A 26756-nucleotide genomic window follows, 5' to 3' on the forward strand; every position below is an offset into this window, starting at 1 on the left:
TCGGGACCCTCTCTATCCATGACACGCATTCGTCTGATGGCCGCCTGCTCGGCCTGTATCGTCGTCGCCCTCACCGGCGGCGCGGCCTCGGCCCAGGACGCTTCGGCCCAGAACGCTTCGGCCCAGCATTCGCACGGCATGGCCGGTGCGGCCCACAGCCCCTTCGGCGCCTGGGGCTTCGATCTGGCCGGTCGCGACACCTCGGTGAAGCCCGGCGATGACTTCAACGAATACGCCAACGGAGCCTATCTGCGCACGACCGAGATCCCGGCCGACAAGTCGCGCTTCGGCCCGTTCGACGTCCTGTATGAGAACGCCCAGTCCCAGCTGAAGTCGATCATCGAGACCAGCGCCGCCAATCCCGCCAACGAGAACGCCCGCAAGGTCGGCGCCCTGTACGCCAGCTTCATGGACGAGGCGAAGATCGAGCAGCTGGGCGCAACGCCGCTGGCCGCCGACCTCGCCGCCGTCAAGGCGGTCACCGACCACGCCGGCATGGCGCGCCTGATGGGCGAGAGCCATTCGGGCTTCGGCGGCTCCCTGTTCGGCATCGATGTGTTCGAGGATCTGAAGAACCCCAATCTGAACTCGGCCTATCTGGGTCAGGGATCGCTGGGCCTGCCGGACCGCGACTACTATCTGAAACCCGACTTCGCCGCCCAGCGCGAGGCCTATCTGGCCTATCTGACGACCACTTTGACCGCCATCGGCTGGGCCGATCCGGCCAAGACCGCCGCCGACATCCTGGCCTTCGAGACCAAGGTCGCCGACAAGCAGTGGACGACGGTCGAGCGTCGCCAGATCGATAAGCTGTACAACCCGGCCAAGGCCTCGGAACTGGCGACCCTGGCTCCCGGCTTCGACTGGGCCGGCTTCCTGGCCGGCGCCCAGGTATCGGACGTCGACACCCTGGTGCTGATGGAAAACACCGCCATCCCCGCCATCGCCCAGGTCTTCGCCGACACCCCGATCGAGACGCTGAAGGCCTGGCAGGCGTTCAATGTCGTCGATCAGGCTAGCCCCTATCTGTCCAAGGCCTTCGTCGACGCCCGCTTCGACTTCCGCGGCAAGACCCTGCGCGGTCAGCCTGAGAACCGTCCCCGCTGGAACCGGGGCGTGGCTCTGGTCGATGGTCAGCTGGGCGAGGTCCTGGCTCAGGAATACGTCCGCTTGCACTTCCCCGCCTCGTCCAAGGCCCAGATGGAAGCCCTGGTCGGCAACATCCGCGACGCCATGACCGAGCGGCTGAAGACCCTGGACTGGATGAGCGAGCCCACGCGCGAGCAGGCCCTGTACAAGATGTCCAAGTTTGGGGTGAAGATCGGCTATCCCGACAAGTGGCGCTCGTATGATGGCTTGGAGCTGAAGGCCGACGACCTGTACGGCAACGTCGAGCGCTCCTCGGCCTTCGAATGGGCCTACAAGCGCGGCAAGATCGGCAAGCCGGTCGATCCGCTGGAATGGGGCATGACGCCCCAGACGGTGAACGCCTACTATAACCCGCCGCGCAACGAGATCGTCTTCCCGGCCGCCATCCTCCAAGCGCCCTTCTTCGATCCGAACGCGGACCCGGCCGTCAACTACGGCGGCATCGGCGCGGTCATCGGCCACGAGATCACCCACGGCTTCGACGATCAGGGCCGCAAGTCGGACGGCGACGGCGTGCTGCGTGACTGGTGGACGCCGGAAGACGCCGCCCGCTTCGAGGCGCGCGCCAAGGTGCTGGGCGACATCTATGACAAGCTGGAGCCCATCCCCGGCGTGCACGTCAACGGCGACCTGACGATGGGCGAGAACATCGCCGACCTGGGCGGCCTGCTGCTGGCGCTGGATGCCTATCACAAGTCTCTGAACGGTCAGCCGGCGCCGGTCATCGACGGGCTGACGGGCGATCAGCGCGTCTTCCTGGGCTGGGCGCAGGTCTGGCGCGAGAAGTCGCGCGAGGCGGCGCTGAAGGAACAGCTGACCACCGACCCGCACTCGCCCGGCCCGGTGCGCGCCGCGACCTCGCCGCGCAACATCGACGCCTGGTATGCGGCCTTCGGCGTCTCCCCGGACCAGAAGGAATATATCGCGCCCGAGGCCCGCGCCCGCATCTGGTAAGGCGCCGGACGTCAGACGCAGAAAAGGCCCGGAGCGACGCTCCGGGCCTTTTTGTCATCCAAGCCTGAGCCGGATTTAGCGGGGCTTGGTCGCCGCGCCGGCGACGGCGCCGATGGCGGCGCCGGCCACGGTCGAACCCGTGTTGCCGCCGATGACCTGACCGGCGACGGCGCCGCCCAGGGCGCCCGTGGCGGCGCGTTGTTCCATCGTCTGGCCGCAGGCGGCCAGCAGGGCCACGACGCCGATGACGGGGGCCAGTTTGATCATGGTCTTCATGGGTCTTCTCCGGGAGACGAACGAGATAATGACCACCAAACGACAAGGCCCGCGTCCGGTTCCGGGCGCGGGCCTATATAGTCACGCTATGCGAGAGCTGACGCTCGCGGATAGCTCTTCTTTTTTGCGCTACGCTCGGAACGCGGTTCCTTGCGACTTGAGCGCTTGGTGCTCGCGCTACGCTCGGGACGCGGTCCCTCGCGACTTGAGCGCTTAGCCGACGATCTGGTCGTCGGTGAAGAACTGGGCGATCTCGATCTTGGCGTTGTCCTGGCTGTCCGAACCGTGGACCGAGTTTTCACCGATCGACAGGGCGAACTGCTTGCGGATGGTGCCTTCGGCGGCCTGCTCCGGGTTGGTGGCGCCCATGACTTCGCGATAGGCGGCGACGGCGTTGTCGCCTTCCAGCACCTGAACCACGACCGGCTCGGCCGTCATCTGCTCGACCAGCTCGCCGTAGAACGGGCGCTCGGCGTGCACTTCGTAGAATTTCTTGGCTTGTTCGGTCGTCAGCTTGACGCGGCGCTGGGCCACGATGCGCAGGCCGGCGCCTTCGATCACGGCGTTGATCGCGCCGGTCAGGTTGCGGCGCGTGGCGTCGGGCTTGATGATCGAGAAGGTACGTTCGGTCATGGGAATTGACTTCTTGTTGGGAGATTGAGTGTCGCGGGCTTATAGCGACCACCTCCCACGTTTCCAACCGTCCCTTTTTGCATCCCTGACGCACGCCGCATGGCGACCTGCCGATTGAGGGACGCCGACCAATCGAAGAACCTTCGCCGCAATGCTTCAGATCACCGACCTGACCTTCAACGCCTGGGGCCGCAAGTTTCTCGTGGACGCCTCCGTCAGCCTGCCGCCCGGCTCCAAGGTCGGTCTGGTTGGCCGCAACGGGATCGGCAAGTCGACCCTGTTCAAGCTGATCCTGGGCGAGCTTCACGCCGCCGGCGACGAGATCAGCCTGCCCAAGACCGCTCGTATCGGCTCGGTCGATCAGGAGCATCCGGCGACCCCCGTCAGCGTCATCGACACCATTCTTGAGGCCGACGTCGAACGCCACACCCTGCTGGGCCGGCTCGAAACCGCAGAACCGGAAGAGATGGGCGAGATCTGGTCGCGCCTGATCGAGATCGACGCCGACGCCGCGCCCGCGCGCGCCGCCGAAATCCTGGTCGGCCTGGGCTTCGACCAGGAAAATCAGGCCCGGCCGATGTCGGAGTTCTCGGGCGGCTGGCGGATGCGCGTCGCTTTGGCGGCGGCCCTGTTCGCCGAGCCGGACATGCTGCTGCTGGACGAACCGACCAACTACCTCGACCTGGAAGGCGCCCTGTGGCTGGAGGCGCGGCTGAAGAAATACCCGCACACCGCCCTGATCATCTCCCACGACCGCGAGATGCTGAACGAGGTCTGCACCCACATCCTGCATCTCGCGAACCACACCCTGACCCTCTACACCGGCAACTACGACGCCTTCGAAAAGGCCCGCGCGGAAAAGGCCCGGCTGCAGCTGTCGGCCAAGGCCAAGCAGGACGCCGAACGCGCCCACCTCCAGGCCTTCGTCGATCGCTTCAAGGCCAAGGCCTCCAAGGCCGCCCAGGCCCAGTCGCGCATGAAGCGGCTGGAGAAGATGCAGCCGGTCGCCACCACGATCGAGGAGCGCGTCGCCCCCTTCACCCTGCCGTCGCCGCCGCGCCCGTTGGCGCCGCCGCTGATCCGGCTGGAGCGGGCCAATGTCGGCTATGAGCCGGGTAAGCCGATCCTGCGCAATCTGAACCTGCGCATGGACCTGGACGACCGCATCGGCCTGCTGGGCGTCAACGGCGCGGGCAAGTCGACCTTCGCCAAGATGATCGCCGGTGCCCTGGACGTGTCTGATGGCGAGCTTCACCGCGACAGGAAGATGCGCGTCGGCTGGTTCCACCAGCACCAGATCGAGGCCATGGACCCGACCGACACGCCGCTGGAGATCATCCGCCGCGCCATGCCGGACGCGCCCGAAAGCGCCCGCCGCTCCAAGCTGGCCCAGTTCGGCCTGGGCTATGAGAAGCAGGAGACCACGGTCGACAGCCTGTCGGGCGGCGAACGCGCGCGCCTGCTGCTGAACATGGTGGCGATGGACGCGCCCCACGTCCTGATCCTGGACGAACCGACCAACCACCTGGACATCGACAGCCGCCGCGCCCTGCTGGACGCGCTGAACGACTATTCCGGCGCCGTCATCCTGATCACCCACGACCGTTCGCTGATGGAGATGGTGGCCGACCGGCTGTGGCTGGCCGCCGACGGCACGGTGAAGCCTTTCGACGGCGACATGGACGACTACGCCAAGTTCGTCCTGGACCGCGCCAAACAGGCCATCGCCAAGCCCAGCCAGATCAAGAAGGAAGAGGCCGCGGCAGCCGCCCCGGCCCAGAACAACAAGAACCGCAAGAACGACAAGAAATCCGGCCCTTCGCCCTCGACCCTGCGTCACGCGGTCAAGAAGGCGGAGGAGACCATGACCCGCCTTGCGGCCGAGATCGCCCGTATCGACGACGACATGGCCACCGCCTCGGTCAGCAATCCGAAGGCCCTCGAAGGCCTGACCCGCGCCCGCGCCAAGACCGAGGCCGACTTGGCCGCCGCCGAAGCCGCCTGGGTCGCCGCCGAAGAAGCCTTGGCCGAGGTCGCATGAAGCCGATCGAATTCTCCAAGGGAGAACGCGCGGCGATCACCGCCAAACTGCGCGACTATTTCGCTCGCGAACTGGATCAGGAACTCGGCCAGCTTCCGGCCGAGATGCTGCTGGACTTCATCGGGAAGGAGATCGGCGGCGCCTTCTACAATCGCGGCGTCCACGACGCCCAGCAACTGGTCCAGCAGAAGGCCGAGGACATTGTCGAGGCGCTCTATGACCTCGAACGCGCGGCCCCCACGCGCTGACCGGCCCGTATCGCTGAACGGGTCGGCGCAAACGAAAACCGCCCGGCGGATTCACGCCGGGCGGTCGGATCGGTCGGCGGTTAGGCCGGAAGGTCTTCGGCCAGGATCGCCATTTCGAACATGAACGAGCCTTCCTCGTCCTCGTCCTCGAAGACGATGCCGATGAACTCGTCGCCGACATAGACCTCGGCCGAGTCATTCTGCTTGGGGCGGGCCTTCACGATGATGCCGCCGGTGTTGAAGGTGCGCTTGAGGTGGGCCTCGATGCGCTTCAGGTCGGTGTCTTTCACGGGGGGCCTCATGGTCTGAACGTTGGCGGCGGACCCTAGAGACATCGGCGGTTCAGGGAAACCGGCGTCGCGCATTTTCCCGTCTCAGAGATATTTCATCCACCATTGCGAACTGCGCCGCTTGACCCCGCCGAACCAGCGGCAGGCGAACCAGCAGGGCACGGCGACAACGGCCGCCAGCAACCACACCCAGCCGACGCCGGGCACGCCGAAGCCCTCGCCCTGATTGGCGCCGAACAGCATCAGGGCCGCCAGGTTCAGCAGATGCAGCCCGTAGAGGTGGATCAGATAGAAGAACAGCGGCACTCCGCCAAAGACCGCCAGCACGCCAAGCAACCTCTCCGGCGCTCTTTCCAGCCCCGCCAGGATCAGCGCGCCAATCCCCAGCGTCAGCAGCAGGAAGTCGGCCGACGGCGGATATTTGGTCAGGTTCAGCACGCTCATCACCGTCTGGATCGGCGTCGCCTGCAAGGCCCACGGCGCATCCCCATAGACATTGATCGCCCGCAGCACGATGAACAGGGCCAGCGCGCCCACTCCGATCAGCACCAGCCGCCTCAGCCGCGTCTTCTGCTCGCCTGCGAACCACGGGCCGATGGCATAGCCCAAGGCCGCCACCCCGATCCAAGGCAGCAGCGGATAGGACGTCCTCGCCTGACCGCCCCAAGGTAAGTCTATAAATCCGCGATCATGCAGCACCGCCCAGATTGCATGGCCCGGCTGTCCCGCCGCGACGGTGATCGGGTCCAGCAGATTGTGACCCAGCACGATGACAAGCCCCACGGCGATCAGCATCGGACGCGGCAGATGCACCAGGGCCGCCAGCGCGATCATCGACAGGCCGATGGCCCAGATCACCTGCAGATAGATCAACTCGGGCGTGATCGAGAAGGTCCAGGCGAAGTTGACCACCGTCAACTCCAGCACGACCAGAAACAAACCGCGCTTCAGCAGAAAGGCCGATGCCGCGCCGGCGCCGTTCCCGCCGCCCGCCTGCTTGTTTCCGTACAGCCAGGCCCCCAACCCCGTCAGGGCCACGAACACCGGCGCACAAAGATGGGCCGACAGCCGGGTGAAGAACAACGCCGGCGAGGTCGTCTCCACATTCATCGGGTCCGAGACCTGGGCGTGGATGAAGAAGAACTCCCGCGCGTGATCGACCAGCATCAGCAGGATCACCAGCCCGCGCAGGGCGTCGATGGATCGGATCCGACCGACCGCACGGCTTGGCGCGGCGGTCGAAGAAGCGGAAGCGGGAACAAGCGTTGCAGCGGTTGACATCATCAGCCGGAAGCGGATAGCCGATACAGTATAACATTTCAAACGGAGCCTGCCTTGTCCCTCCTTCTGAGCTGCGCCGGCGCGTGCCTGCTGGTCGCCGCTGACGTCCCCGCCCCCGTCGCTGTCGAGGCGGTCGAGCCTGAAACGGTGGGGGAGATCGTTGTTCTGGGCCGCCGTTCCGCGCCGCGTGACCTGACCCTGGGCGCAGGACCGATCACCGAGGCCATGTCGCCGTCCAGCCGCGCTATCGAGAACGATCTGATCAAGGCCGTGGGCGCGACGCGCCTGGCCGATGCGCTGGAACTGGTCAGCGGCGTCAGCCAGCAGAACAATCGCGGCGGTGTCATGGACAACTTCGCCATTCGCGGCTTCCTGGGCACGCCCGACGGCGGCGCGGAATATTATGTCGACGGCTTCTTGGCCAATCGCGGCATGGCACCGCCTCGTGACCCGGCCACATCCGAGCGGATCGAAGTGCTGAAGGGGCCGTCCGGCGCGCTGTTCGGCGACATCGATCCGGCCGGACGCATCAATATCGTGTCCAAGACACCGCGCTTTGCCACCGCCGCCGCCTTTACCGCCACGGTGGGATCGTTCGGCCTGCGTCGCGGCGAACTGGACCTGACCGGCCCGATCAACGACACCCTGGCCGGACGGCTTGTTGTGGCGGGCGAGACTTCGAACGGCTGGCGCGACTATGTCGGCCTGGACCGCACTGTGGTTGCGCCGTCCCTGACCTGGCGTCCCACCGATGATCTGCGCCTGACCTATGTGGGCGAGTTCACCACCTTCACGACCTTGTTCGATCGGGGGATGCCGGCGATCAACGGCGACGCGCTGTTCCTGCCGCCCTCGAACTACTACGGCGAGCCCGGCGACGGCGTGACCCGGTTCCGGAACGAACGGCATCAGATCACCGGCGAGTACCGGCTCAATGACGACTGGAGCCTGAACGGCGGCGTTGCCTGGCGCGGCGGCTCGCTAAAGGGTCTGTCGAGCGACCATTCGCGCCTGGTCGGCGATCAGTTGTGGCGTCAGCGCCGCGGACGCGACTTCTCGGTCGAGGACCTGTCGGCCCGGCTGGAGCTGAACGGCGTGCTCCAGACGGAACTGGGCGTTCACAACCTCGGTTTCGGGGTGAAGGCGTATCAGCTGACCTATGGCGAGAAGTGGCTGCGCATCAATCCGACTGCGGCCAATCCTTATCCGATCAATGTCCTCAATCCCGTCTATGGCGCGGTCACGCCGCCGACGCCCCTGCCTTTTACCGACAATCTGGAAACGCGCGACGTCGTCACCCTGTACGCCCAGGATCTGTGGGAGGTGAACGACCGCCTCAGCCTGCTGGCCGGGCTGCGGTTCGACGACTACGACCAGACCATCCGAAACAACCGCACCGGCGCCGTCGGCGAGGCCAGCGACACGCCCCTGAAATACCGCCTCGCCGCCCGCTATCGCCTGACCGAAAACCTGACCGCCCATGCCAGCTATGGTCAGTCGTTCGTGCTGAACTCGGGCACGGGCCGAGACGGCTCCGGCTTCGCGCCCGAGGATGGCAAGGGCTACGAGATCGGCCTCGCCGGCGCCTGGGACGGACTGGACCTCGCCGCCACCGTCTTCGACATCGAGAAGTCGAACATTCTGACGACCGATCCGGTCGATCCCAACTTCCTCGCCCCGGTCGGCAAGCTGACAACGCGCGGGATCGAACTGGACGGCGCCTTGAAGATCGACGACGCCTGGCAGGTGGTCGCCAACTACGGCTGGACCGACGCCAAGGCGGACGACCGCGCCTTCGCCACCGACGCCGTGCTGAACGTGCCCGAACATTCCGGCTCGCTGTTCGTGATCGGTCGCTTCGCCACGAGCCATGGCACGACCTGGTCGTTCATGACCGGCGCGGCCTACGTCGACGACCGGGCCGGCGGCCTGGCTCTCGGCGCGCCCGAACTGCCCGCCTACTGGAAGGCCAAGGCGGCGCTGGACTATGGCCTGACGCCCCAGGTCACGGCGCGCGTCGAGATCGACAACCTGTTTGACGCGCGTTACGCCGCCAGCTCCTACAGCGCCCTGTGGATCTACCCAGGCGCCCCGCGCAGCGTGCGCGCCTCGCTCAGGATCGCCCTGTGAGGCAGGCCCTCAGATGACGAAGTCGTACACCACATCGGCCAGGGTGTGATCCATGGTGCGGGCCGGTTCGGCGTTGGTCGGGCAGTTGACCAGCCGGGCCGGCACCCCCGCCACGGTGCAGCCGGACGGCACGGCCTTCAGCACCACCGAGCCGGACGCCACCTTGGCGTAGTCGCCGACGTGAATATTGCCCAGCACCTTGGCCCCGGCGCCCAGCAGGACGCCTTTGCCGATCTTGGGATGGCGATCGCCGCGTTCGGCGCCCGTCCCGCCCAGGGTCACCCCGTGCAGCATCGACACGTCGTCGCCGACCACCGCCGTCTCGCCGATGACGATGCCTGTGCCGTGATCCAGAAACAGCCCCTTGCCCAGTTGCGCGGCTGGATGGATGTCCAGCTGGAACAGTTCGGAGATCCGGCTCTGGAAGTGGAAGGCCAGCGTCTCGCGCCCCTGACCCCACAGCCAATGCGCCACGCGCCAGCCCTGCAAGGCCTGGAAGCCTTTGAAATACAGGAAGGGCTGCAACAGGTTGCGGATCGCCGGATCGCGTTCGGCCACAGCCTGAAGGTCCGCCTCCGCCGCCTCGACCATCGACGGATCGGCCTTGAACGCCGACAGGCAGACCTCGCGCACCGACATGGCGCTCATCTCGCCGTCCGCCAGCTTGCGCGCGATCTGGAAGCTCAGCGCGCCCGCCAGGTCGTCGTGCGACAGGATCACCGCATTCATCTGCGAGCCCAGCTGCGGCTCCTCGCGCGACGCCGCCTCGGCCGAGGCGCGCAGCTGACGCCACACGCTGTCGATTTCGGTTTCCGCAACGACTTCCAGCTTGGCCATGACCGGCTCCTTCGGCGACATCATACGCGCCCCAGCAAGGCGCGCGCCAGCGCCTCGGGCAGTTCGCCGTTCATCGCCATATGATAGGCCTTGTAGGCCGTCGCCACCGTCAGGCTGTCACGCACCGTTCCCCGCCCGATCTCGTCCAGCAGATCGACGAACGGCACACGCACCACGGCGATGATCTCGGTCGGGTCCGGGTCGGTCGGCGCAGGCGACAGGCCCCACGCGATCCAAGTCATGCCGATCTCGTCGGTGATGGAGTTCGACATCTCGACCTTCAGCGCCGGCAGCCAATGTTCGGCCTGCAATCCCGCCTCTTCGGCCAGTTCGCGCCGGATGCCGTCGAACGGATCCTCGTCCAGCGGCGCGCCGCCTTCGGGCATTTCCCAGCTGTAGTTGGCGTGGGCGAAGCGCTGCTGGCCCACCAGAGTCACCGTCCCGTCCTCGTGCACGGGCAGGACGCCCGTCCCGACGTTCTTGAACCGCACGACGGCATAGTCGGCCTTCATCCCGGTCGGCGCCGTCGCCGGATGCCGGGTCAGCGCCATCCAAGGACTGTCGAACACCGTCTCGGTTCCGTCGCTGCGCCAGGCCGGCGGTTTCGCCAGCCCCTCGGCCCATTTCGGTTCGTCGGATTTGCGCATGGGCCACCTATGGCGAAGACGCGGATGAAAGCCTAGCTAGACGGCATGGTCGCCCTCAACGAACCCCTGCCCCCGCCCGTTCCGTCGAAAGATTTCCGGGACCGCCTGGCCCAGCGGCGCTCCGCCCCGGCCCAGGCCCTGGTCGCGCCCGGCCCGTCCGAGGCTGAACTGGACGAGATCCTGACCCTGGGCGCCCGCACGCCCGACCACGGCAAGCTATTCCCGTGGCGCTTCATCGTCCTGGGTCCCCAATCGCGCGCCGACATCGCCGCCCGCCTCGCCGTGCTGGTCGAACTGCGCAACGGCCCGGCCAAGGATCAGGCGGTCCTGGCCAAGCTGACCGCCGCACCCGTCACCATCCTGGTCGTCTCGACGCCGGTCGAAAGCTCCAAGCCGATCTGGGAGCAGCAGCTGTCAGCGGGCGCGGTCTGCATGAACCTGGAACACGCGGCTTCCGGCTTCGGCTATTCGTCCAGCTGGATCACCGACTGGTACAGCTACGACCCGCAAGGCGTCGCCCTGTTCGGCCTGACCGAGGGCGAGAGGGTCGCCGGCTTCATCCACATCGGAACGCTGAAGGAACCCGCGCTGGAACGGCCGCGCCCCGACCTGGCCGCCAAGGTCACACGCCTGCCGTAAGCGGGTGACATAAGGTCGCCCTACGTCGGTTAGACCTCGACCGACCCCGCCTTCCTCCCCCAAGGCCTTCGTATGGATTCCCTGTTGCAAGCCGTGGGCGATTTCGTCGCCCGCAACCATATGTGGGCCGGCGTCATGCTGGGTCTGGTCGTGTTCGTAGAATCGCTGGCCGTCGTCGGCGCCTTCGTGCCCGCCACCGGCCTGCTGGTCGCAGCGGGCGGCCTGATCGCGGCCGGCGTTCTGGACCCCGTCAACGTCATCGTCGGCTGCGTCATCGGCGCGGTCATCGGCGACGCCATCTCCTACTGGGCCGGGCGTCGGCTGGGCGTGCGCTTCCTCCAGCGCCCGATATTCAAGGCGCACCGCCGTCGCATCGCCTGGACGCGCCTGTATTGCCGTCGCTACGGCGTCATGTCGATCTTCGTCGGCCGCTTCTTCGGCCCCTTGCGCGCCTTCGTGCCGCTGACGCTGGGCATGCTCCGGATGCGTCAGCGCGCCTTCCAGTTCGGCAACGTCACATCCGGCATCGTCTGGGTGCTGGCCATGCTGGCGCCGGGCTATCTCGCCGCTCAAGGCCTGGCGAAGATGGAAGTGCTCAGCGAGGCCCATGGCCCCACCCTGTTGATCGGCGGCCTCGCCGTCACCATCCTGATCGTCGCCGTGGTCTATCGCCTGGTGAAGGCTCGCATGAGCCGCAAATCCGCCGTCATGCGCGGGGCGCTACAGGGCCGCTGATCTCCGGCTCGGGCCGGTGCACCAACGAGACCAGCACGACCGAGATGATCATCAGCAGGAACCAGCTGCCCAGCTTGGCCAGGGACACCATCTCCCACCCGTCGGCCTGCCCCGGATAGACCCAGGCCCGCCCCAGCGTGCCCAGGTTCTCGGCGAACCAGATGAACAGGGCCACCAGGAAATAGCCCAGCAGCAACGGCATCTTCAATCGCATCCGATCGGCGGTGAAGAAGAACCAGCCTCGGCAGAACAAAAGGATCGTCGCCACAAATAGGACTTTTCGAAAATCCGGAAGCCAGTGATGAGCGAAGAAGTTGACGTAGATCGCCGCCGCCAGCACCCAGGTCGTCCACACCGGCGGATAGCCCCGCACCCGGATATGAAAGATGCGCTGCACCCGCGCGATATAACTGCCAACCGCCGCATACATGAAGCCGGAGAACAGCGGCACCGCCCCAATCCGCAGCAGACTCTCCTCGGGATAGACCCACGACCCGTGCGCCGTCTTGAACAGCTCCATGATCGTCCCCGCCACATGGAAGAGGAAGATCACCCGCGCCTCTTCCCAGCTCTCCAGCCGGAAGATCAGCATCGCCGCCTGGATCACCACCGCCCCGACCGCCAGAAAGTCGTAGCGCGACACCGGCGCCCCCTCCGGCCAAAGCAAAAACGTCCCCAGGATCAGGGCCAGCATCAGCCCTCCGAACAGACACGCCCACCCCTGCTTCAGTCCGAACCACAGGAACTCATAGGCCTGGCGCCGCGCCCGCGACCCATCCGCCCACGCCTCCGCCCGCGTCATCAGACGACGGCCCCAGGCTTCGAGCGGAAGTGCGTGGTTCATCGCACTACCCGTGACGGGCCAGCGCGAAACTTCAAGAGCGGACCGCTCCAACGCCGCAGCGTTTCAACCGAACGAAAGGAACCTGGTGACGAATTTCCTCTTCGACATCAGTCTTTAACGCCTGCTGCCTTAGACTCATCGGCCAGTAGGAGAAGCTTATGTCTTGTATCGGCTGTAAGGATGGGGCGCGTTTTGACCTGCCGATCACCATGGCGTTCCAGCCGATCGTCGATGTGACGAGCCACACGGTCTTCGCCTACGAGGCGCTGGTGCGCGGCAAGGACGGCCGGGGCGCGGGTCAGGTTCTGTCGCACATCTCGCCCGACAACCGTTATGCCTTCGACCAACTGTGCCGCACGACCGCCATCGATCTCGCGGCCGGTCTGGATATGACGGGGGACGGCGCCAGCCTGTCGATCAACTTCCTGCCCAACGCCGTCTATGAGCCGCGCGCCTGTATTCGCGCCACCCTGGCGGCGGCGATGCGCACCAACTTCCCGGTGGATCGGATCATCTTCGAGTTCACCGAGAGCGAGGTGATGGACACCGACCACATCCTCAACATCCTGCGGTCCTATCGCGCCATGGGGTTCAAGACCGCCATCGACGACTTTGGCGCCGGCTATGCGGGTCTGGGCCTGCTCACCCTGTTCCAGCCCGACATCGTCAAACTAGACATGGCCCTGGTTCGCGACATCGACACCAACACGGTCAAGCGCACCATCGTGCGCAACACGTTGAACATGCTGCGGGACCTGGGCATCCAGCCGGTCTGCGAAGGCATCGAAACCCTGGCCGAACACGATGTCCTGCGCGATCTCGGCGTCGATCTGATGCAGGGCTATCTGCTGGCGAAGCCGGCCCTGGAAGCCCTCTCGCCTGTCGCCTGGCCTGATCAGGTCGCGCCTGCGGCCCTAAGCGCCTGATCGTACGCAGGCGCGTATGCCCCTGTAGTATCTCGTCACCACGAAACTAACTGCGCCAAGGTCGTTAAACCCAGTTTGGAACGGCGATCAATCACTGCACACTGGACCAAACTCCGGACCGCAAGCAGTCCGGCAGGCGACTGCCGAGCAGATTAGCCAAAAATATTGGCCCATCGCGTCTGCTGAGGCGTAAGGACTAGCGCCCTCGTTGCAGTCTGGTAGTCAAGCCCTCGATATCTCGGGGGACGACGAATGATTTTGAGCATGCTGGCGGCTTTAGCGATTCAAGCCGCAGAATCGACGACACCGGCGCCAGAGGCCTCGGAACGTTTACGGCTTGCTGCACCTGACGCAGCCGCGCTTCCCAACACGACCTTGCACGGCTATGTGCTTCAGGCCACGTCACCTCGTCCGATCAGAGCGGAAATGAACCGATTGCGTCCAAGGGTAAATGGACGTCAGCACGATGCGACGACGAGTTGGCGCTATTCATTGCGCCTGATGTCTTCAGGCGGCAGATGCGATCCCACAACGGCCGTGGCCGACTACACCATCTCCATCGTCATGCCGGATTTACAGGATCGCGAGCGCCTTCGCCGGCAGGACAAGCAGGCGTGGGATCGATATTTCTCAGCGTTGCAAATGCATGAGGTCAATCATGCTCGGATCGCACAACTCGGAGCCCAACAGTATCAGGCAGCCATACGCTCGGCGCCCACCTGCGAAGCTGGAAGGGCTGCAGCGGCTCAGGTAGCTGCAGACGTGTCCGCAGCCAGTGCTGAGTATGATAGGATAACCGAGCATGGGAGACATGAAGGCGCTGTTTACCCAAACTAGATCAGAGTCCTATCACCCCCGCCCACGATAGGTCGGCACGCCCTGGTCCGGCAGCCATAGTCCCTCGGGCGGCGCGCCGGTCTGCCAGAAGACGTCGATCGGGATACCGCCGCGCGGATACCAGTACCCGCCGATCCTCAGCCATTTGGGCTCGAGCAGGTCGGCCAGCTTGCGGCCGATCGCGACGGTGCAGTCCTCGTGGAAGGCGCCGTGGTTGCGGAAACTGGTCAGATACAGCTTCAGGCTCTTGGACTCGACCAGCCAGTCGCCCGGCGCATAGTCGATGACGATGTGGGCGAAATCCGGCTGGCCCGTCACCGGGCACAGGCTGGTGAACTCCGGCGCCGTGAACCGGGCCAGATACAGCGTGTCCACATGCGGATTCGGCACCCGCTCCAGCACCGCCGTCTCGGGACTGGTCGGAGCGGCGGTCTGGGCGCCGAGCTGGCTGAGGTTGTCGGTATAGTGGGTCATGCCGGGCATTTAGGCGCTTGCGACGCGTATGAAAATCCTCCCCCACTCCACTTCCCTCTCCCATTGGGAGAGGGCTTGAGCGCAAGGCGGCGTCAGCCGGCGTCATTGCGCGAAAGGGTGAGGGTTGGATTCTATGATCCTAACCCAAGTGCCCGACCCTCATCCCGCCCTCCGGGCCACCTTCTCCCAACGGGAGAAGGGGAGAAGACCAGCTAGCCATCCTATTTCCCGATGACTTCTCCCGCCCGTTCAACGCCTTGGCGCAGACCAGCGTCAATCGACCGATCCCCCATCCGAACCCTCGTATGATGGCCGGTTTTCACCCGACGCCGACCACTGCCCGCTTTCACCCCGCCTCCGACCCGAGATTAGACGAATTAGACTCATTTTTTCGCGCCACCGTCTGAAATCCCCGCGATTGCCTTCCCCGGCGACAGCCCGCTAAGCGTAGCGAAAGAAAACCAAAGGAGACGCCCGTGGCCATTCCCGCTTCGCTGCAAAAAGGTCTGATCCTGCCGATCATTTCGGCGCCGATGTTCCTGGTGTCAGGACCGGATCTGGTGGTCGAGGCCTGCAATGCGGGCGTGATCGGCACCTTCCCGTCGCTGAACCAGCGCACGACCGAGGGCTATCGCGACTGGATTCACGAGATCAAGGGCCGGCTGAACCCCGAGGCCGCTGCCTTCGGCGTCAACCACATCGTCCACCCGACCAACCCCCGGCTGATGGCCGACATGATGGTGTCGGTCGAGGAGAAGGTGCCGCTGATCATCACCTCACTGGGCGCCGTGCGCGACGTGGTCGATGCGGTCCACGGCTACGGCGGTCAGGTCTTCCACGACATCGCCAACATTCGTCATGCGCGAAAGGCGGCCGAGGCCGGCGTCGACGGCCTGATCCTGGTCGCCAACGGCGCGGGCGGCCATGCGGGCATCATCAACCCCTTCGCCCTGGTCAATGAGGTTCGCAGCTTCTTCAAGGGAACCATCATCCTGTCGGGCGCCCTTTCGACGGGTCAGGATGTGGCGGCGGCCATGATGCTGGGCGCCGACTTCGCATACATGGGCACGCGCTTCATCAACACGACCGAGGCCATGGCCGCCGACGCCTACAAGCAGATGGTCATCGACAGCGGCGCAACCGACATCGTCCACACGCCCGCCGTCTCGGGCATCCCCGCCAACTTCATGAGCAAGTCGCTGATCGAGAACGGCATCGATCCGAAGACCCTGCCCGAACACAAGCTGGACATGGGCGACGAGGCCAAGGCCTGGAAGACCGTCTGGTCCGCCGGCCAGGGCGCGGGCGCCATCCACGACGTCCTGCCTACCGCCGAACTGGTCGCGCGCCTGCGACAAGAGTTCGCTCAGGCCACGGAGGAATTCGCCATCAAGACCGGAGCACGCTAAAGGCGGCCCCAATCCGCACCTCGCGCGTTGGAGCCCCCCATGATCCGCACGACCATCCTCGCCGCCCTGTCCGTTTCCGCGCTCGCCGTCGCGCTGCCGGCCGCCGCCCAGTCGGCGCCTGCCGCGCGCGACGCCTGGTCCTTCGAACTGGGCGCGGGCACGGACAACCGCTCCAAGGATGCGTCCAAGTCCGGCAACGACGGCTACGCCTTCGGCTCGGCGACCTGGGAAAGCGCGGACGGCCTGTTCTACGTCGGCCCCGGCTTCCAGACGATCCACGCCGGTGGCTCCAACGTCGAGGCCGAGTTCGTTGTCGGCTATCAGCCCGAGGCCTTCGGCTATCGGTTCGACTTCAACGTCGCCTACAAGAACCGCCTCGACGCCGAGGCCGGCTATGATCAGGACGCCTGGGAGATCACCGGCAACGCCAGCCGCTCGATCGGCCCGGCCAGCGCGCGACTGCAGGTCCAGTATTCGCCCGACGCCGCCGGCTCGACCGACAGCTTCACCTGGGTCGAGGGCCGCCTGGGCTGGGACTTCACGCCCCAGCTGAACGGCACGGTCGCCGTCGGTCGCCGCGAACAGAACGGCGCGCCCGACTACACCGGCTGGAACGCCGGTGTGACCTACGCCCTCACCGACGCCCTGGAGCTGGACCTGCGCTACTACGATACTGACGCCCACACCTTCGGCGAACAGTATGAGGACGCCCTGGTCGCCAAGGTGGCCTACGCCTTCTGATCGTCAGGTCCTTGCGTAACGGTTGTCGGGCGCCCATCTAGGTCTGGTCGATCTCTCTGCGTAACGCCGCTGCTCCCTTTGCATCACGCACCGAGGTCCAAAAGCCGATCCCATTCAGACCCGACAGGCCGACCAGGGATCCCTCCCTGCGGTCAACGCCAGACGGAGGTCTCCAAATGGCTACCGGCACTGTAAAATGGTACAACCCCACCAAAGGCTACGGCTTCATCGCACCAGATGACGGCGGCAAGGACGTTTTCGTCCACGCCTCGGCCGTCGAAACCTCGAGCGTCGGCTCGCTGAACGAAGGCCAGAAGATTTCCTACGAAATCGAGCGCGATTCGCGCTCCGGCAAAGAGTCCGCCGGTCGCCTTACGGCGGCGGAGTAGGACACGCTTCTGAACGCTCACGCCATCGCCTTCGACGGCGAGGTGACGAAGCTTCTGCCTCTGGGCGGCCGCAAGGTCCGCCTCGACAACGGCCACATCGTCACGGTCCTGCCGACCTTGGGCGCGCCGAACGGCGTGTCCCTGCTGGGCGACCGCGTCGTGGTCGAAATCGCCTTCAATCAGCTGAAGGGCTGGCGCCTCGCGCGCCGGCCCTGATGCCTATTTTCGCCAAGGATGCCCGCATGACCCCGCTCGCCGACATGATCCCCGCGATGACCGACGCCGACCTGACGACGCTGCGCGCCAACGCCGCCCGCCTGGTCGAACACGGCGCCTCGACCCAGGTCATGGCCGCCAGCGACATCATCCCGGTCATCGACACCGAAATGGCCCGCCGCGCGGCCCTGCCCAAGCCCGCAAAGGCCCCGGTCAAGCGCGCCGCCCCCAAGAAGAAGCTGCCGCCGGTCACCGGCCACCAGACAGCCCTTCCCTCAAGCTGAGATCAGCCCAGGGCCTGATCCAGATCCGCGATCAGGTCCTCGACGTTCTCGACCCCGACCGATAGCCGGATCAGGTTGTCGGTCACGCCGCCCGCCTCGCGCACTTCCTTGGGCACGCTGGCGTGGGTCATGATCGCCGGGTGGTTCACCAGGCTTTCGACCCCGCCTAGCGATTCCGCCAGGGTGAAGACCTGAACCCGTTCCAGCACCCGCTTAGTGCGCTCCAGATCGCCCTCCAGGATCACCGTCACCATGCCGCCGAAACCGCCGTGCATCTGGCGCGCGGCCAGTTCATGCTGCGGGTGGGCGATCAGGCCGGGATAGATCACCCTGGCGATCCCCGCCCTCGTCTCCAGCCAGCGCGCCACGGTCAAGGCGTTCTCGCAGTGCGCCTTCATCCGCAGCGCCAGGGTCTTCAGGCCCCGGTTGGCCAGGAAGGCGTCGAACGGCCCCATGATCCCGCCGACCGAGTTCTGCAGGAACTTGATCCGCGTCGCCAGTTCGGCGTCGCCCGTCACCAGCACCCCGCCAATGATGTCCGAATGGCCGTTCAGGTATTTGGTCGCCGAGTGCATCACCACGTCCGCACCCAGGCTCAGCGGCTGCTGACAGAAGGGGGTGGCGAAGGTGTTGTCCACGACCAGCAGCAACCCATGCGCCTTGGCCACCTTCGACAGGGCGGCGATGTCAGCCAGCTTCATCAGGGGATTGGTGGGCGTCTCGACCCACAGCATCCTGGTCTTGGGCGTGATCGCCGCCTCGACCGCCGCGATGTCGCTCAGGTCCACATAGGCGAAGTCCAGCCCCATGGTCCGCCTGCGCACCCGCTCGAACAGTCGCCACGAGCCGCCGTAAAGGTCGTCGCCCGTGACGATGTGATCGCCCGCATCCAGCAACTCCAGCGCCGTCGAGGTCGCCGCCATGCCCGAGCCGAAGCCGAACCCGTGCGTGCCGCCCTCCAGGTCCGCGATACAGGCCTCAAACGCTTCGCGCGTCGGGTTTTTGCCCCGCGCGTACTCATAACCCTTGTTCACGCCCGGGCTTTCCTGGGCGTAGGTCGAGGTGGCGTAGATCGGCGTCATCACCGCACCCGTCGTCGGGTCGGGATGCTGGCCGGCATGGATGGCGCGGGTCGAAAAGCCCTGGCTGTTCTTCTTGTCGCTCATGGACTTACCGGTTCAGGCTGAGGTGGTTGATCAGGTCGGTGCGTGTGATCAGACCGACGAACCGCTCGCCGTCCAGCACGATGGCCACGCGGTCGCGATCGAAGACGGGGATCAGCGCGTCCAGCGGCTCATTGACCTGAAGCGTGTCCAGATCGCGCGTCATGGCCGAGGCCACGGGCTTGGCGAACCGTTCCTTCCGCGTGATCTCGTCGGTGTTCATGATGCGGATCAGGTCGCTTTCGTCCAGGATCCCGACCAGCCGGCCGCCTTCGATGATCGGCAGTTGCGATACGTCGGCGCCCTTCATCCGCTTGAAGGCGGTGTCCAGGCTGTCGCCCGGCCCGGCGACTACGACGTCGCCCTTCTCGTATTTGCGATTGATCAGATCCGACAGGTCGCCGTGGATTTCCCGCTCGCCCAGGCCCTGATCGGCCAGCCAGGCGTCGTTATAGACCTTGGACAGATACTTGGCCCCGGTGTCGCAGACGAAGGTGACGCAGGTCTTCGCTTCCGTTTGCTCGCGGCACCAGCGCAACGCCGAGGCGATCAGGGTGCCGGACGACGAGCCGGCCAGGATGCCTTCCTTCAGCAGCAGTTCGCGCGCCGTGGCGATCGCCTCGGCGTCGGGGATCGAATAGGCCTTGTCGATCAGGCTCATGTCCGCCGTGTCGGGCACGAAGTTCTGACCGATTCCCTCGACGGTGTAGCTGCCTTCCGGTCCCGGCACGCCGTCGTTGACGATGCCGGCCAGGGTCGATCCGACCGGATCGGCCAGGATGATCTGGGCCTTCGAGCCAACGCTCTTCAGAAACTGCGCCGTGCCGGTGATCGTGCCGCCCGAGCCGATGCCGGCGACGAAGGCGTCGATATCGCCGCCCGTCTGCTCCCAGATTTCCGGACCCGTCGTCTTCACATGGGCCTCGGCATTGGCGGCGTTGGCGAACTGGTTGACGTAGAAGCCGCCGGGAATGCCTTGGGCCAGACGCTCGGCCATGTCGGTGTAATATTCCGGGTGACCATGCGGCACGTCCGAACGCGTCAGACGAACATCGGCGCCCATTGCCCTGAGATGCTGGATCTTTTCCTTGGACATCTTGTCCGGGATGACCAGAAGCACCTTATATCCCCTGGCCCGACCGACCAGCGTCAGCGCCAGGCCGGTATTGCCCGCCGTCGCCTCCACGATGGTGCCGCCCTCCTTCAGGAAGCCTTCGCGCTCGGCGGCGTCCAGCATCGAGATGGCGATCCGGTCCTTGATCGAACCGCCGGGGTTCTGGGACTCCAGCTTCAGCAGCAGGCGGCACGGGCCGGTGTCGATCTTCGTCACCTCCACCATCGGCGTCTTGCCGATCAGATCCAGCGGCGACGAGACGGTCGCGCTCAGGGCGGGGGCAGTCAGTGACATCGAAAACTCCATTCGGGGCGGGCGGAAGCTGAAGCCCCGCCTTCACGCGGTCAACTCACGCAAGATTTGACCCCTCAAGATTTACTCAAGGGCGCGGTTCCGCGCTACGAAAGACATAATGACCAAATCATCCAAGAGGCCGCCCGCCGGTCTCCCCGACAAAGACACTCTCGTCGTCTTCCTGCGCGAGGCCGGATCGGCCGAGAAGACCGACATCGCGCGCCATTTCGGCCTGAAGGGCGGCGACCGCCGGGCCCTGCGCGAAATGATCCGCGAACTGGAAGCCGAAGGGCGACTGGGCAAACGCGGTCGCAAGGGCCTTTCCGAAGCCGGCGCCCTGCCCCCCGTCGGCGTCGCCGATGTGATCGAACGCGACGGCGACGGCGAACTGTATGTGCGCCTGGTCGAGGCCAGTCCCGACGCCCCGCGCGCCCTTCTGATGCCCGACAAGTCCAAGGCCGCCCCTGGCCTGGGCGATCGCGTGCTGGTGAAGTTCCAGCGCGGCGCCGAGGGTTGGGAAGCCCGGCTGATCAAGAAGCTGGACGTGGGGACCAACCGTGTCCTGGGCGTCATCCGCAAGTCGGCGCGCGAAACCCGCGTCGAGCCGGTCGATCGCCGCTCCAAGGACGTGCTGCTGGTGCCCCAGGCCCAGTCCGGCGACCTGCGCGACGGCGATCTGGTTCTGGCCGCCGTCGAGAAGGGCGATCAGCGCTATGGGCCCAAGCGCGGCAAGATTCTGGAGCATATCGGCAAGGAGGACGATCCCCGCGCCGCCTCCCTGATCGCCATCTATGCCCACAGCATCCCCACCGGCTTCTCCGAAGCGGTCGAACGAGAGGCCGAGGATCAGGCCCTGCCGACGCTGAAGGGGCGCGAGGACCTGCGCGAGGTGCCCTTCATCACCATCGACCCCGCCGATGCGCGCGACCACGACGACGCCGTCTATGCGGCGCGCGACGAGGATCCGAAGAATGAGGGCGGGTGGATCGTCTGGGTCGCCATCGCCGACGTCGCGGCCTACGTCCGCCCCGGCAGCCAGTTGGACCGCGAGGCGCGCGACAAGGGCAACTCGACCTATTTCCCCGATCGCGTCGAGCCGATGCTGCCGGAGGTGCTGTCGAACGGTCTGTGCAGCCTGAAGGAGGGCGAGAACCGCGCCTGCCTCGCTGTGCGGATGGTCTTCGACAAGGACGGCCGAAAGACAGGACATCGGTTTGCGCGCGGCCTGATGCGGTCGCACGCCAAGCTCAGCTACGAACAGGCGCAGGCCGCCATTGACGGACAACCGGACGACACCACCGGCCCGATTATGGAGGCCATCCTGTATCCGCTGTGGAACGCCTATCACGCCATGCTGAAGGGCCGGCTGAAGCGCAGCCCGCTGCAGATCGAGTCGGCCGAACGCCGCATCCGCATGGCTCCGGATGGGGGCATCGCCTCCATCGAAAAGCGGGCCTCGCTGGAGGCGCACCGGCTGATCGAAGAGATGATGATCCAGGCCAACGTCTGCGCCGCCGAAACGCTGGAGCAGAAGAAGACGCCGCTGATCTACCGCGTGCACGACGCGCCCAGTCAGGAGAAGATCTTCAACCTAGCCGACTTCCTGTCCACCATCGGCAAGCCCTGGAACAAGGGCGAGCCCGGCACGACCAAGCGGTTCAACAAGCTGCTGGACGAAACGCGCGACACCGAACACGCCGATGTCGTCAACGAGGTGGTCCTACGCAGCCAGATGCAGGCGATCTACTCTCCGGAGAACATCGGCCACTTCGGCCTGAACCTGGATCGCTACGCCCACTTCACCTCGCCGATCCGGCGCTATTCCGACCTGATCGTCCACCGCGGCCTGATCCGGGCGCTGAACCTGGGCAAGGATGGGCTGACGGATCGCGAGATTGCCGAACTGCCGGCCATCGCCGAGGGCGTGACCATGACCGAGCGCCGGTCGATGGCCGCCGAGCGCGATGCGATGGATCGCTACATCGCCGCCTATCTGGAAGAGCACGTCGGTGCGACCTTCGCCGGACGGATCACCGGCGTGACGCGGTTCGGCCTGTTCATTCGTCTGGAGGACACGGGCGCGGACGGCCTGGTGCCCGTCTCGACGCTCGGCAGCGAATATTTCACCCATGACGACCGCGCCCACGCCCTGGTCGGCGAACGCACCGGCAAACGGTTCACCCTGGGCCGGATGGTCGAGGTCAAGCTGCGCGAAGCCACCCCCGTCACCGGCGGTCTGGTGTTCGAAATGCTCAGCGAGCCCGAACCCCGCGATCCCAACGCTCCGGCTCCACGCTACGGCATGCGCGGAAGAGGAGGCGACGGCCCGCCCATGCGTGGCAAAAACCGTCCCGGCGGCCCCAAGCCCCGCAACGGCTCCAAACCCTCCGGCGGCCTGAAGGGTGTGAGGAAGGGCAAGCGCAAGTGACTCCTTTCGACGCCGCTCAGGATCTGGCCGACGCCCCGCGTGTCGGCGGGGCTCAGCGGCCGAAGGATGCGGCGACGCTGATCCTGACGCGCGGCGGCGATCGGCCCGAGGTGCTGATGGGGCGGCGCGCGCCGGGCCATGTGTTCATGGCGTCGAAGTGGGTGTTTCCGGGCGGGCGGATCGATCGCAGCGACTTCACCGCCGCCGCGACGGGTGAGTTGTCGGGCGAGGTTGCGCGGCGGCTGGAAGGCGAACTGCCCGTTCGCCGTGCGCGCGCCCTGGCCCTGACGGCGGTGCGTGAGACGTTCGAGGAGACTGGGCTGATTCTAGGGCGGCCGGCGCCCCGCGCCTCCGTCGCCGGCTCATGGCGAGAGTATCGCCAGGCGGGCGCCCTGCCCGATCTGTCGGTCCTGTCCTATGTCGCGCGCGCCATCACGCCGCCCGGCCGGACCCGGCGGTTCGACGCGCGGTTCTTCATGGCCCCGGCCGAGGCCCTGCTGACACCCGAACCGACCGCCGGGTCGGGCGAACTGGACGAGATCGCCTGGCTGCCGTTGGACGAGGCGCGCGCCCTGGACCTGCCGGCCATCACACGTTTCGTGCTGGGGGAGCTGGCCGAACGGCTGGAGCACCCCAACCGCCCCCTGCCCTTCGTGCGGATGGTGCGGGGTCGGCACACGGTCGAGCACAGGGACTGACATGGCCGGAACGGGGATCACCCTGCGCCTGACGATCGCCGATCCGGTCGCGGGCGTCGCCTACAGCCTGCAGGACAAGGTGAACATGCCGGTCGAGCCGCGCATCGCCAGCGCGGACCCGATCAGCTTCGACGCGCCCGTCACCCTGTCCGGGGATGGCCGTCTGACCGGCCCGTTCGTGCGGCGCGAAGGCGCGACGCGGCGGTTCGTCTATATCGCGATCGGCACGTCGGCAGGCCAGCACGCCAGCGAATGGAGCCGACGCGCCAAGATCGACGTCCACGATATTCCCGCCGATCTGCTGGCCCAGGCGCGCCAAGGCGAGGTGCTGGAAGTCGTCTTGCCCGGCCGCGCCAAGGACGGCGGCCCCGCCTGCGCGACCGTGCGACCGATCAGAGCCTGGCGCGCAATCTGACCCTAGTCGGCGATCGGCCTGGTCAGGTCGAACTCGACGCGGAAATGCCGGTTGGGACGACGTAGTTCGTAGGCGAACATGCGATCGGGATGGACCTCCATCGCCCAGACATTGGTGGTCGAGACGGCCGCGTCGTTTTCGTTGAACAGGGCGATCGATTCGGCGTCGACCGGGAATTCCTGACGCTCGGCCGTGCCGCCGTTGACTGTGTCGCCGCCATACCAGTGCAGCATGTCGGTCGTGCCGTCCGCGTGTCGGTGATCGTGCTTCAGCCGAAGGCCCGTGTCGGTCTTTGTCACCACCCAGGTGCGCGAACGATCCGGCCCCACGGCGAAGGGAATGCGCACCTCGCCCGGCGAGCAATCGCGGACATGCATGACCAACCGCTCGCTGGCGAACCTGGCGTCGGCGGCGTCGGTGGTGACGACCCGGCCTTCGAATCGTTTGCCGCACAGGGTGTTCAAGCGCGCCAGGAAATCGTCTTGGGACTGAGCCGGATCGGCCGTTGCGACGCAGGCGCACGACACGGACATCAGGGCCGCGGCGGCCAGCAGGGATGCGATTTTCATGCGGTCAGACTATATGTGCGTTGCGCCTCATCAACGTGGCATCGCGCCCGTTGACTTTGGGGCGATCCTGAGTATGTTCCGCGCCTCTTATTTTAAGCGGCTTTCGCCGTCGCAGAGGTAATTCCGATGGCCAAACCGGCTTCCATCAAGATCCGCCTGAACTCCACGGCCGACACCGGCTTCTTCTATGTCACCAAGAAGAACGCCCGCACCATGACCGAAAAAATGGTCGTCAAGAAGTACGACCCCGTCGTGCGCAAGCACGTCGAGTTCAAGGAAGGCAAGATCAAGTAAGTCCTTGATCGGCTGAGAATTGAAAACGCCCGGCTGGTCTCCAGCCGGGCGTTTTTCGTTGTCTGGACGCCCGCGTCACGCCGCCTTGGCGATGACCTTGTTGCGGCCGGCGGCCTTGGCCTCATAGACCCCCTCGTCGGCGCGCTTCAGCAGGCCTTCGGGCGTATCGCCGTCACCGGTCGTGGCGGCCACGCCGATCGAGATGGTGATGGTGATCTGCTCCTTGCCGCCCATCACGCGGAACGGCGCGGAGGCGACGTCTCGGCGAATCCGTTCGGCGACGCGGCCGGCGTCTTCCAGGCTGGCGCCCGGCATGACCACCACGAACTCCTCCCCGCCCATGCGGCACGGCAGGTCCACAGCCCGGACATTGGTGGCCAGGCGCACGGCGAACTCCACCAGCACCTCGTCGCCGGCGTCGTGGCCGAAGCTGTCGTTGACCGACTTGAAGTGGTCGATGTCCAGAACCAGCACGGCCACTTGCGCCCCGCCCTGGGCCGCACGACCCACGAGCGCCTGCAACTGGCCGGTCATGTAGCGCCGATTGTGCAGGCCGGTCAGGGCGTCGGTGACAGCCATTTCCATGCTGCTGTCCAGCTTCTGGCGCAGGAAGTCGGTGTAGCGTTTGCGCCGGATCTGGGTGCGAACCCGCGCCGACAGTTCTTCGGTATCGACGGGGCGCGGCAGGATGTCGGCGGCGCCCAGTTCCAGCGCCTTGATCATGCGCGGCCGTTCGGTCGGCTCCACGATCGCCAGGATCGGCGCGCGGCGCGCATCGCCCGACTTGGCCTGAGCGACGATCCGCAGACCGTCGAAGCTGGCGGCGGCGACGTTGACGATGATCAGGTCCAGCGCGCCCCTGGCCGCGACCAGCGCCGCCTCGGGATCGGTTTCGATGGTGATGCGATGTTCGCCGCCCAGTTCCTGGGCGATCTTCTCGGCTTGACGCTGGTCGTCGTCGACGATCAGAACGCGCCCGCCCTCGCTGCGCAGCCGCGCGGCATTGTCCGAATCGACGCCCAGGCGACGGCCGCTTTCCTCACGCTCACGCAGCTCGTCCATGACGTGCTTCAGCCGCGTCAGCGACTTGACCCGTGCGAAAAGGATGACGTCGTCGATGGGCTTGGTCAGGAAATCGTCGGCGCCGGCCTCAAGCCCCTTGATCCGATCCTCGCGCCCGTCCAGCGCCGTGACTAGCACGACGGGAATATGGCGCGTCTCGGCCTGGGCCTTCAGCCGTCGGCAGGTCTCAAACCCGTCCATGCCAGGCATCATGACGTCGAGCAGGATTAGGTCCGGCTGGTGCTCGGCGGCGATGGCCAAGGCCGACGCGCCGTCGTTGCAGGTCAGCACATCGTAGTATTCGATGGTCAGCTTGGCTTCGAGCAGGCGGACGTTCACGTCCACATCGTCGACGACGAGGATACGGGCGCTCATCCGAGGTGCTGCCGGATAGTTTCGAGGAAATGCATCACCGAGATGGGCTTGGAGATATAGGCCTCGCAGCCGCCCTGACGGATCCGCTCCTCATCGCCCTTCATGGCGAAGGCGGTGACGGCGATGACGGGGATGTGGTTCAGCTCCTCGTCGTCCTTCAGCCATTTGGTGACTTCCAGACCCGAGATTTCCGGCAGCTGGATATCCATCAGGATCAGGTCGGGATGATGGGCGCGCGCCAGGGCAAGCGCCTGCAAGCCCTCGCGGGTCTGCAGGGTCTCATAGCCCTGGGAATCGAGCAGATCATGAAAAAGCTTCATGTTCAGCTCGTTATCCTCGACGATGAGGACTTTCTTGGACATCA

General features: G+C 65.9%; 30 protein-coding genes. 17 read left to right on the forward strand and 13 right to left on the reverse strand.

Annotated features, from left to right (window positions below; translation table 11 throughout):
• Positions 1 to 18 precede the first annotated feature (18 nt).
• Positions 19 to 2103: a M13 family metallopeptidase gene (locus tag Q9R14_RS07170; protein WP_306003956.1), complete on the forward strand. Its 2085-nt coding sequence runs from the start codon at positions 19 to 21 to the stop codon at positions 2101 to 2103.
• Between the two features lie 75 nt (positions 2104 to 2178).
• Here Q9R14_RS07170 and Q9R14_RS07175 read toward each other — a convergent pair whose 3' ends face one another.
• Positions 2179 to 2379, reverse strand: a complete 201-nt coding sequence (locus Q9R14_RS07175) for a YMGG-like glycine zipper-containing protein (protein WP_017504673.1) — start codon at positions 2377 to 2379, stop codon at positions 2179 to 2181.
• Between the two features lie 213 nt (positions 2380 to 2592).
• Entirely contained in the window at positions 2593 to 3012 is a 420-nt protein-coding gene (gene ndk, locus Q9R14_RS07180; RefSeq protein ID WP_017504672.1) for a nucleoside-diphosphate kinase, read from the reverse strand.
• 151 nt (positions 3013 to 3163) lie between these two features.
• On the opposite strand from ndk, the gene Q9R14_RS07185 reads away from it, so the two are divergent.
• Together Q9R14_RS07185 and Q9R14_RS07190 are read left to right on the forward strand one after the other, a co-directional pair.
• Positions 3164 to 5053: an ABC-F family ATP-binding cassette domain-containing protein gene (locus Q9R14_RS07185; RefSeq protein WP_306003957.1), complete on the forward strand. Its 1890-nt coding sequence runs from the start codon at positions 3164 to 3166 to the stop codon at positions 5051 to 5053.
• Entirely contained in the window at positions 5050 to 5301 is a 252-nt protein-coding gene (locus Q9R14_RS07190) for a DUF2164 domain-containing protein (RefSeq protein WP_306003958.1), read from the forward strand. Before Q9R14_RS07185 ends, Q9R14_RS07190 begins: the two co-directional genes overlap by 4 nt.
• Positions 5302 to 5381: 80 nt before the next feature.
• Here Q9R14_RS07190 and Q9R14_RS07195 read toward each other — a convergent pair whose 3' ends face one another.
• Positions 5382 to 5591, reverse strand: a complete 210-nt coding sequence (locus Q9R14_RS07195; RefSeq protein ID WP_017504669.1) for a DUF3126 family protein — start codon at positions 5589 to 5591, stop codon at positions 5382 to 5384.
• Positions 5592 to 5675: 84 nt separating this feature from the next.
• Complete coding sequence (locus Q9R14_RS07200) at positions 5676 to 6872, reverse strand: DUF1624 domain-containing protein (RefSeq protein ID WP_306003959.1); 1197 nt, start codon at positions 6870 to 6872, stop codon at positions 5676 to 5678.
• A gap of 54 nt (positions 6873 to 6926) precedes the next feature.
• On the opposite strand from Q9R14_RS07200, the gene Q9R14_RS07205 reads away from it, so the two are divergent.
• Positions 6927 to 9002 (forward strand): TonB-dependent siderophore receptor, encoded by a 2076-nt coding sequence (locus tag Q9R14_RS07205; RefSeq protein WP_306003960.1) that lies wholly within the window; start codon positions 6927 to 6929, stop codon positions 9000 to 9002.
• A gap of 9 nt (positions 9003 to 9011) precedes the next feature.
• Here the strand turns inward: Q9R14_RS07205 and cysE are convergent, their stop codons facing one another.
• Together cysE and Q9R14_RS07215 are read right to left on the reverse strand one after the other, a co-directional pair.
• Complete coding sequence (cysE, locus tag Q9R14_RS07210; protein WP_045810141.1) at positions 9012 to 9839, reverse strand: serine O-acetyltransferase; 828 nt, start codon at positions 9837 to 9839, stop codon at positions 9012 to 9014.
• Between the two features lie 20 nt (positions 9840 to 9859).
• The gene (locus Q9R14_RS07215; protein WP_306003961.1) at positions 9860 to 10486 is read right to left on the reverse strand and encodes an NUDIX hydrolase; all 627 of its coding nucleotides are present in this window, start codon (positions 10484 to 10486) and stop codon (positions 9860 to 9862) included.
• A gap of 45 nt (positions 10487 to 10531) precedes the next feature.
• On the opposite strand from Q9R14_RS07215, the gene Q9R14_RS07220 reads away from it, so the two are divergent.
• On the forward strand, positions 10532 to 11125 hold the full coding sequence (locus tag Q9R14_RS07220) for a nitroreductase (protein ID WP_306003962.1): 594 nt from the start codon (positions 10532 to 10534) through the stop codon (positions 11123 to 11125).
• A 72-nt stretch (positions 11126 to 11197) separates the two neighbouring features.
• Positions 11198 to 11860, forward strand: a complete 663-nt coding sequence (locus Q9R14_RS07225; RefSeq protein WP_306003963.1) for a DedA family protein — start codon at positions 11198 to 11200, stop codon at positions 11858 to 11860.
• Here Q9R14_RS07225 and Q9R14_RS07230 read toward each other — a convergent pair.
• A complete protein-coding gene (locus tag Q9R14_RS07230; protein ID WP_371929771.1) occupies positions 11832 to 12704 on the reverse strand; it encodes a DUF817 domain-containing protein in 873 nt (290 codons plus the stop codon). The two genes, Q9R14_RS07225 and Q9R14_RS07230, sit on opposite strands and share 29 nt — an antisense overlap.
• A gap of 158 nt (positions 12705 to 12862) precedes the next feature.
• Between Q9R14_RS07230 and Q9R14_RS07235 the strand changes: the two genes are divergently transcribed.
• The gene (locus Q9R14_RS07235; RefSeq protein ID WP_306003964.1) at positions 12863 to 13630 is read left to right on the forward strand and encodes an EAL domain-containing protein; all 768 of its coding nucleotides are present in this window, start codon (positions 12863 to 12865) and stop codon (positions 13628 to 13630) included.
• A gap of 252 nt (positions 13631 to 13882) precedes the next feature.
• A complete protein-coding gene (locus Q9R14_RS07240; RefSeq protein ID WP_306003965.1) occupies positions 13883 to 14467 on the forward strand; it encodes a DUF922 domain-containing protein in 585 nt (194 codons plus the stop codon).
• Positions 14468 to 14479: 12 nt separating this feature from the next.
• Here Q9R14_RS07240 and queF read toward each other — a convergent pair whose 3' ends face one another.
• Positions 14480 to 14941, reverse strand: coding sequence for a preQ(1) synthase (gene queF, locus Q9R14_RS07245; protein WP_306003966.1), 462 nt, complete (start codon positions 14939 to 14941; stop codon positions 14480 to 14482).
• Between the two features lie 476 nt (positions 14942 to 15417).
• Between queF and Q9R14_RS07250 the strand changes: the two genes are divergently transcribed.
• The 5 genes from Q9R14_RS07250 to Q9R14_RS07270 all read left to right on the forward strand — a co-directional run bounded on the left by Q9R14_RS07250 (position 15418) and on the right by Q9R14_RS07270 (position 17980).
• Positions 15418 to 16350 carry a nitronate monooxygenase gene (locus Q9R14_RS07250; RefSeq protein WP_306003967.1) on the forward strand — a complete coding sequence of 311 codons (933 nt, stop codon included), beginning with the start codon at positions 15418 to 15420 and terminating at the stop codon, positions 16348 to 16350.
• A 39-nt stretch (positions 16351 to 16389) separates the two neighbouring features.
• Positions 16390 to 17091: a TorF family putative porin gene (locus Q9R14_RS07255; protein ID WP_306003968.1), complete on the forward strand. Its 702-nt coding sequence runs from the start codon at positions 16390 to 16392 to the stop codon at positions 17089 to 17091.
• Positions 17092 to 17267: 176 nt separating this feature from the next.
• Entirely contained in the window at positions 17268 to 17480 is a 213-nt protein-coding gene (locus Q9R14_RS07260; RefSeq protein WP_008260450.1) for a cold-shock protein, read from the forward strand.
• A 42-nt stretch (positions 17481 to 17522) separates the two neighbouring features.
• Positions 17523 to 17696, forward strand: a complete 174-nt coding sequence (locus tag Q9R14_RS07265) for a hypothetical protein (RefSeq protein WP_152950636.1) — start codon at positions 17523 to 17525, stop codon at positions 17694 to 17696.
• A 26-nt stretch (positions 17697 to 17722) separates the two neighbouring features.
• Positions 17723 to 17980, forward strand: coding sequence for a hypothetical protein (locus Q9R14_RS07270; RefSeq protein ID WP_055754797.1), 258 nt, complete (start codon positions 17723 to 17725; stop codon positions 17978 to 17980).
• A gap of 2 nt (positions 17981 to 17982) precedes the next feature.
• On the opposite strand, the gene Q9R14_RS07275 is transcribed toward Q9R14_RS07270, so the two are convergent.
• Together Q9R14_RS07275 and Q9R14_RS07280 are read right to left on the reverse strand one after the other, a co-directional pair.
• A complete protein-coding gene (locus tag Q9R14_RS07275) occupies positions 17983 to 19146 on the reverse strand; it encodes a cystathionine gamma-synthase (RefSeq protein ID WP_306003969.1) in 1164 nt (387 codons plus the stop codon).
• 4 nt (positions 19147 to 19150) lie between these two features.
• The gene (locus tag Q9R14_RS07280; protein WP_306003970.1) at positions 19151 to 20551 is read right to left on the reverse strand and encodes a cystathionine beta-synthase; all 1401 of its coding nucleotides are present in this window, start codon (positions 20549 to 20551) and stop codon (positions 19151 to 19153) included.
• A 118-nt stretch (positions 20552 to 20669) separates the two neighbouring features.
• Here Q9R14_RS07280 and rnr point away from each other — a divergent pair, with 118 nt between their 5' ends.
• The 3 genes from rnr to Q9R14_RS07295 are packed head-to-tail and all read left to right on the forward strand — an operon-like array spanning position 20670 to position 24092.
• A complete protein-coding gene (rnr, locus tag Q9R14_RS07285; protein ID WP_306003971.1) occupies positions 20670 to 22979 on the forward strand; it encodes a ribonuclease R in 2310 nt (769 codons plus the stop codon).
• On the forward strand, positions 22976 to 23677 hold the full coding sequence (locus Q9R14_RS07290) for an NUDIX domain-containing protein (protein ID WP_306003972.1): 702 nt from the start codon (positions 22976 to 22978) through the stop codon (positions 23675 to 23677). Before rnr ends, Q9R14_RS07290 begins: the two co-directional genes overlap by 4 nt.
• Before the next feature lies 1 nt (position 23678).
• On the forward strand, positions 23679 to 24092 hold the full coding sequence (locus Q9R14_RS07295) for a DUF5990 family protein (protein WP_306003973.1): 414 nt from the start codon (positions 23679 to 23681) through the stop codon (positions 24090 to 24092).
• 2 nt (positions 24093 to 24094) lie between these two features.
• Here Q9R14_RS07295 and Q9R14_RS07300 read toward each other — a convergent pair whose 3' ends face one another.
• A complete protein-coding gene (locus Q9R14_RS07300; protein WP_306003974.1) occupies positions 24095 to 24661 on the reverse strand; it encodes a hypothetical protein in 567 nt (188 codons plus the stop codon).
• Positions 24662 to 24787: 126 nt separating this feature from the next.
• On the opposite strand from Q9R14_RS07300, the gene rpmG reads away from it, so the two are divergent.
• Complete coding sequence (gene rpmG / locus Q9R14_RS07305) at positions 24788 to 24955, forward strand: 50S ribosomal protein L33 (protein ID WP_003164451.1); 168 nt, start codon at positions 24788 to 24790, stop codon at positions 24953 to 24955.
• A gap of 75 nt (positions 24956 to 25030) precedes the next feature.
• Here the strand turns inward: rpmG and Q9R14_RS07310 are convergent, their stop codons facing one another.
• Positions 25031 to 26392 (reverse strand): PleD family two-component system response regulator, encoded by a 1362-nt coding sequence (locus Q9R14_RS07310; protein WP_306003975.1) that lies wholly within the window; start codon positions 26390 to 26392, stop codon positions 25031 to 25033.
• The gene (locus Q9R14_RS07315; protein WP_164952723.1) at positions 26389 to 26754 is read right to left on the reverse strand and encodes a response regulator; all 366 of its coding nucleotides are present in this window, start codon (positions 26752 to 26754) and stop codon (positions 26389 to 26391) included. Before Q9R14_RS07315 ends, Q9R14_RS07310 begins: the two co-directional genes overlap by 4 nt.
• Between the last annotated feature and the right edge of the window lie 2 nt (positions 26755 to 26756).

This window comes from Brevundimonas sp. C43 (genome assembly GCF_030732185.1).
GTDB classification, from domain to species: Bacteria; Pseudomonadota; Alphaproteobacteria; order Caulobacterales; family Caulobacteraceae; genus Brevundimonas; species Brevundimonas diminuta_C.

Coding starts and splice junctions, on each gene's coding strand:
- rnr (WP_306003971.1), top strand. CDS start 20,670: ATGACCAAATCATCCAAGAGGCCGCCCGCCGGTCTCCCCGACAAAGAC.
- Q9R14_RS07185 (WP_306003957.1), top strand. CDS start 3,164: ATGCTTCAGATCACCGACCTGACCTTCAACGCCTGGGGCCGCAAGTTT.
- Q9R14_RS07225 (WP_306003963.1), top strand. CDS start 11,198: ATGGATTCCCTGTTGCAAGCCGTGGGCGATTTCGTCGCCCGCAACCAT.
- queF (WP_306003966.1), bottom strand. CDS start 14,941: ATGACCCACTATACCGACAACCTCAGCCAGCTCGGCGCCCAGACCGCC.
- Q9R14_RS07300 (WP_306003974.1), bottom strand. CDS start 24,661: ATGAAAATCGCATCCCTGCTGGCCGCCGCGGCCCTGATGTCCGTGTCG.
- Q9R14_RS07235 (WP_306003964.1), top strand. CDS start 12,863: ATGTCTTGTATCGGCTGTAAGGATGGGGCGCGTTTTGACCTGCCGATC.
- Q9R14_RS07255 (WP_306003968.1), top strand. CDS start 16,390: ATGATCCGCACGACCATCCTCGCCGCCCTGTCCGTTTCCGCGCTCGCC.
- Q9R14_RS07230 (WP_371929771.1), bottom strand. CDS start 12,704: ATGAACCACGCACTTCCGCTCGAAGCCTGGGGCCGTCGTCTGATGACG.
- Q9R14_RS07170 (WP_306003956.1), top strand. CDS start 19: ATGACACGCATTCGTCTGATGGCCGCCTGCTCGGCCTGTATCGTCGTC.
- Q9R14_RS07295 (WP_306003973.1), top strand. CDS start 23,679: ATGGCCGGAACGGGGATCACCCTGCGCCTGACGATCGCCGATCCGGTC.
- rpmG (WP_003164451.1), top strand. CDS start 24,788: ATGGCCAAACCGGCTTCCATCAAGATCCGCCTGAACTCCACGGCCGAC.
- Q9R14_RS07315 (WP_164952723.1), bottom strand. CDS start 26,754: ATGTCCAAGAAAGTCCTCATCGTCGAGGATAACGAGCTGAACATGAAG.
- Q9R14_RS07220 (WP_306003962.1), top strand. CDS start 10,532: ATGGTCGCCCTCAACGAACCCCTGCCCCCGCCCGTTCCGTCGAAAGAT.
- cysE (WP_045810141.1), bottom strand. CDS start 9,839: ATGGCCAAGCTGGAAGTCGTTGCGGAAACCGAAATCGACAGCGTGTGG.
- ndk (WP_017504672.1), bottom strand. CDS start 3,012: ATGACCGAACGTACCTTCTCGATCATCAAGCCCGACGCCACGCGCCGC.
- Q9R14_RS07200 (WP_306003959.1), bottom strand. CDS start 6,872: ATGTCAACCGCTGCAACGCTTGTTCCCGCTTCCGCTTCTTCGACCGCC.
- Q9R14_RS07190 (WP_306003958.1), top strand. CDS start 5,050: ATGAAGCCGATCGAATTCTCCAAGGGAGAACGCGCGGCGATCACCGCC.
- Q9R14_RS07280 (WP_306003970.1), bottom strand. CDS start 20,551: ATGTCACTGACTGCCCCCGCCCTGAGCGCGACCGTCTCGTCGCCGCTG.
- Q9R14_RS07275 (WP_306003969.1), bottom strand. CDS start 19,146: ATGAGCGACAAGAAGAACAGCCAGGGCTTTTCGACCCGCGCCATCCAT.
- Q9R14_RS07260 (WP_008260450.1), top strand. CDS start 17,268: ATGGCTACCGGCACTGTAAAATGGTACAACCCCACCAAAGGCTACGGC.
- Q9R14_RS07270 (WP_055754797.1), top strand. CDS start 17,723: ATGACCCCGCTCGCCGACATGATCCCCGCGATGACCGACGCCGACCTG.
- Q9R14_RS07310 (WP_306003975.1), bottom strand. CDS start 26,392: ATGAGCGCCCGTATCCTCGTCGTCGACGATGTGGACGTGAACGTCCGC.
- Q9R14_RS07175 (WP_017504673.1), bottom strand. CDS start 2,379: ATGAAGACCATGATCAAACTGGCCCCCGTCATCGGCGTCGTGGCCCTG.
- Q9R14_RS07240 (WP_306003965.1), top strand. CDS start 13,883: ATGATTTTGAGCATGCTGGCGGCTTTAGCGATTCAAGCCGCAGAATCG.
- Q9R14_RS07215 (WP_306003961.1), bottom strand. CDS start 10,486: ATGCGCAAATCCGACGAACCGAAATGGGCCGAGGGGCTGGCGAAACCG.